5 protein-coding genes are annotated in these 5,080 nt (G+C 29.8%); all 5 read right to left on the bottom strand.

Annotation, left to right across the window (positions count from 1 at the left end; genetic code table 11):
• A partial coding sequence (locus VK071_12290) for an HAD hydrolase family protein (GenBank protein HLR36090.1) occupies positions 1-203 on the bottom strand: 203 nt, incomplete at its 3' end.
• 133 nt (positions 204-336) lie between these two features.
• The gene (locus VK071_12285) at positions 337-2,133 is read right to left on the bottom strand and encodes a glycoside hydrolase family 3 N-terminal domain-containing protein (GenBank protein ID HLR36089.1); all 1,797 of its coding nucleotides are present in this window, start codon (positions 2,131-2,133) and stop codon (positions 337-339) included.
• 100 nt (positions 2,134-2,233) lie between these two features.
• Positions 2,234-3,073, bottom strand: a complete 840-nt coding sequence (locus VK071_12280) for an HAD hydrolase-like protein (protein HLR36088.1) — start codon at positions 3,071-3,073, stop codon at positions 2,234-2,236.
• Between the two features lie 261 nt (positions 3,074-3,334).
• A complete protein-coding gene (gene uxaC, locus VK071_12275) occupies positions 3,335-4,735 on the bottom strand; it encodes a glucuronate isomerase (protein ID HLR36087.1) in 1,401 nt (466 codons plus the stop codon).
• 113 nt (positions 4,736-4,848) lie between these two features.
• Positions 4,849-5,080: mannonate dehydratase (locus VK071_12270; protein ID HLR36086.1), on the bottom strand; the 232-nt coding region annotated here is incomplete at its 5' end.

Below are 5,080 nucleotides of genomic sequence, written 5' to 3'. Positions count from 1 at the left end.
TTTGCTAAAATAAATCCATCAAATCCAAAGTTTAATATATTTTTATCTAAAAGTGCATATGGTCTACCTGTAGATATAAAAACATAATCACCTTTATCTTGAACATTTTTTATTGCATTTTTTACATTAGGAGTAATATCCTTTATTCCACCAATACAATCTATTAATGTTCCATCTATGTCTAAAAAAATTGCTTTTCTCATTTTTAACTCCTATTATATATCTTTTATTAATTTATAATTTTACTTTTAAATAAATTTAGACTTTCATTAAATATAAAAAATAAACGGTAAATAATTATAAATTTACCGTTTATTAATGTAGATTATCTGTATATTAATTTACTGAATATAAATGAGATTTAGCAGATATTCCATACATAGTATCTCCTAATCCACAGAATGCATCTACTGGACTTACACCTTTAAATTCTGATCTTCCTAGCATTTTATCAACTAATGCTGTGTAAGTAACATCTTTGTTGTCGTAAGCATTTATATATGTCTTAACTTGAGGTACATCAGCTAAGTGGAATGGACATTGTAATGATATAAATATTGTTGGTACTTCATGTACATAGAATGGTATATCTGGAGTACCTTTACTTGCTGGCCATTGTATTCTTTGGTCAGTATTTGGATTAACTATAGCTAAATTTATTATTAAATCATAGTTATCTGTTAATTCAGTTATAGGTCTCTTAGCAGCATATACACTTCCTATAGCAGCTCTTCTTTCTTCAACTGGAAGTTGCATTACTTTATCCATTGGTGATTCCCATATAGAAACTTCAAATCCTTCTTTTTCTAGCATTTCTTTCATTACTTGAGATGGTTTAGGTCCTTGAGCACCTATTAATGCACCAAATCCTCCTTCAGTACCTTTTACATCAACTAGTAATACTCTCTTATACTGTTCTGGAGATATTGGGAATATATCTTCAGTATTCTTTACTAATACTATACCTTTATCAGCAACTTCAGCAGCTATAGCTTTATTTTCTTCTAAACCTATTCTAGCCATCGCTTCTTCTTTAGGCATCATTATTTCAGTTTTAGCTTTTTTATGAAGTCCTAAAGCAGCCTTAGTTCCTAGTATTCTAGTTAAAGCTTCATTTAATCTTTCATCAGTTATTATTCCGTTTTTATATCCATCCATCATGTATCCGAAATCTTCATCTGGATCGTTGAAGAATAAGAATAAGTCAGAACCTGCAGCTATTGCAGTTGGTACCATTTCACTTCTCTTCATAGCAGAAGTCATAGCAACCATATGAGAAGCATCAGTTACAACTAATCCGTTGAACTTCATTTCTCCTCTTAATAGGTCTGTTAATATATACTTACTTAATGTAGCTGGCATGTATAATTCTTCAGTAGTAGCTTCTGGATTGAAGTATTTTACATACTCTGGTAAAGCTATATGTCCTGCCATTAGTGATGGAAGTCCTGCTTCGAATAATCCTGCGTAAACTCTACCAAATGTAGCATCCCACTCTTCTTTAGATAACGAGTTTGGAGCGAATGATAAATGCTGATCTCTCTCATCTATACCATCTCCAGGGAAGTGCTTAGCAGCTGGAGCTATTCCACTTTCCATTATACCTCTCATGTACTCTAAAGATAATTCTAAAGTTTGCTCAACATCTTGAGACCAAGTTCTAGTTGATATTATTGGATTTCTCCAGTTTCTATTTATATCAACTATTGGAGCAAATGACCAGTTACATCCTATAGCTGATGCTTCAACTCCTGATACTCTACCCATTTCATAAGCATATTTTTTATCATTTGTAGATGCTATTTTTACTTCATTTCCTATATATGTACCATCTACACAAGCACCGTTACCACCTGCTTCAGTGTTAGCAGCTATTAATAGAGGTATTTTAGAATTTTCTTGAAGTATTTTATTTTGATCATATACTTCTGAAGCTGTTGCTGGATTGTATCTAACTGCACCTATGTGATAATTATCTATCATACTCTTTAAGTATTCTTCATCACGACTAGCCCCCATGTTTACAAATAATTGTCCTATTTTTTCTTCTATAGTCATGTTTTCTATAGTTTCTTCTACCCATTTTATTCCTTCTTCATCAAGATTATAAGGTTTTGCTTTTAAATCTACCATATTTATTAACTCTCCCTATTTTAATATATATAATATTAGTTTATATAAAATCATATCTAAGAATAAATAAAGTTTCTTAAACATGTTCTAAAGCATATTATTACTTTAATGAATCATTAAATTCTTTTATAAGTTCATTTTGATATTCTTCGTCAAAAGTTCCATTCATTAACTTAGGAACTGCTTCATTAACTAGTCTTTCCCAAGAGAACTTTTCTTTTCCTACTAATATAGGATAGTATCTTACATTATTATTCTTAGCTGCTTGTAAATCTCCAGGTGCATCACCAACCATTAATATCTTATCAGTATCATATCCTTTTTTCTTAAGTTCAGATATACAGTGCTGCTTAGTTCCTGCTTCTTGCCCAAGTAATGCAGTTAAATATTTTATATAATCATGTCTTCCCCACTCATCATTTAGAGCTTCTCCATTAGCAGATGATACAACTGCAACGTCTACTATCTTAGATAATGCTTCTAATCCTTCAGAAACACCTTCGAATGGTTCATCACCCTTTGGTAACTTTTCTATAGATTTGTTTACGTTTAAAGACCATTCATATGCCATCTTTAAACCTTTGCTATCATTCTTTTCTATTTCATTTAATAAAGACTTATTAGACAGCTCATTAGTTGTTTCAACCCAATTTAGTATACTATCTAAATCTTCAATTTCTATGCCTTCTTTACTTATTATCTTAAATGTTTCAGCTAACCCCTTAAATCTATTAATGCCTCTAGTTTGTGTATAAAGATTTAGGTCATACCAAAGATTTAATATATATTCTTCTCTTTCTGTTAAGTTCCAAGTTTTTATCATCTCTGGAGCAAAGCATTTTCTATGTTTTATTTCCATAGTATCCATTGCACAACCATCAGAGTCTACACATACTAAAAATTCATTGTTTTTTTCGTATTTTTCAAAAACGTCTCTCATAATATAATCCCCCATTAGTTGTTAATAATATATCTTCTATATTAGTATACTAACATACTTTTATATATAAAAGCAATCATTTTCCTAACTTTTGCTAAAATTATATCATTGCATATTTATATTTACTATAGTTATTATGTATTTTATAACTTATTTTTTAATAATAAAAAAATAAATTAAATTTTTTATTATTAAAAATATAAAAATAAAAGCTACTTCAAATCACTTTAAGTAGCTTTTATTTTATAATTATTTATTATATTACTTTTGTATGTACTTCTCTATATTGTTGTAACATATATTTTGTACTATTTCACCTAATATTTCCATATCAGCTGGATATTCTCCATTTTCTACTAAACCACCTATATAGTTACATAATATTCGTCTAAAGTACTCATGTCTTGTATAAGACAAGAAACTTCTAGAGTCTGTAAGCATTCCTACGAATTGGCTTATAAGTCCTAATTGAGATAATGCCATCATTTGTCTTTCCATTCCGTCCTTTTGGTCATTAAACCACCATCCAGAACCAAATTGTATTTTACCAGCTATTCCTCCACCTTGGAAGTTTCCTAGCATTGTTCCTAATACTTCATTATCTTTAGGATTTAAGCAGTATAATATAGTTTTTGGAAGTTCATCAGTTATATCTAATGAATCTAATAATCTAGATAAGCTAGTTGCAACCTCTCCATCATCTATACTATCAAATCCTACGTCTGCTCCTAATTTATTGAACATTCTAGTATTATTGTTTCTTAATGCACCTATATGTAATTGCATTACCATTCCACGCTTGCTGTACATTCTTCCTAAGCTTATCATTGTTAATGTAGAGTACTTTTCTATTTCTTCTATAGTTAAAGTTTCTCCAGCTAAAGCTTTTTTGAATATAGTATCTACTTCTTCTATAGTTGTATTTCTGAAGTAAACTCTCTCTAAAGAATGGTCTGTTATATTACATCCATTTTCAACGAAGAAGTCTAATCTTTTTTCTAATACTGTTAATAACGTTTCATAATCTTTTATTTCAGTATTTTCAACTTCTCCTAATTTAACTATATACTCAGCGAATCCTTCGCCATGTATTTTTACAGCTTTATCAGGTCTAAAGCTTGGTCTAACTTCACAATCAAAGTTTTCATCTTTAGCTATTGCTATATGATATTCTAAGTTATCTATTGGATCATCAGTTGTTCCTATGTACTTAACATTAGAGTTTTTTATCATTGCTCTAGCACTGAAACCTTCACCATTTATTATTTCATTACATCTATCCCATATAGATTTACAAGTTTTTGGAGATAAAGTTTCCTCTATTCCAAAGTATCTTTTTAATTCTAAGTGTGACCAATGATACATTGGGTTTCCTATTAAGTATGGCATAACATTTGCAAATGCTTCAAATTTTTCATAATCAGTAGCATCTCCAGTTATATATTTTTCTTCTATACCAAAACTTCTCATTGTTCTCCACTTATAGTGGTCTCCACCTAACCATATTTCAGTTATGTTATTGTATCTCTTATCCTCAGCTATTTCCTTTGGGTTTAGATGACAGTGGTAGTCGCATATTGGCATTTCTTTAGCATAATCATGATATAAAGTTACTGCTGTATCTGTTGATAATAAAAAATTATCGTCCATAAATTTTCTCATGTTCATTACTCCTTATTAAGTTAATATGTATATAATCTATTAGAACAAAAGCTCTTGCATATACAAGAGCTTCTATCCAATAAATTAAATTTAAATTTTAGATTTTATTTTAATTAACCTTGAACTGAAGCAGTTTCTTCACATTCTTGATTTAATTTAGTTTCTTTTAATATAGCTTCTTTTAATATAGCTTCTTTTAATCCGTTTACATATACAGCACCTAATGCTCTATCATATAATCCGTATCCTGGTCTACCAGTTTCTCCCCATATCATTCTACCGTGGTCTGGTCTGTATGGTCCATCGAAGTTATAGTCTAAGTAAGCTTTTACTATAGCATGGAAA

Source organism: Tissierellales bacterium, assembly GCA_035301805.1.
Lineage (GTDB): Bacteria > Bacillota > Clostridia > Tissierellales > DATGTQ01 > DATGTQ01.
Note: the sequence above shows the minus strand (reverse complement) of the source record. Positions and strands in the feature narration are given on the sequence as shown.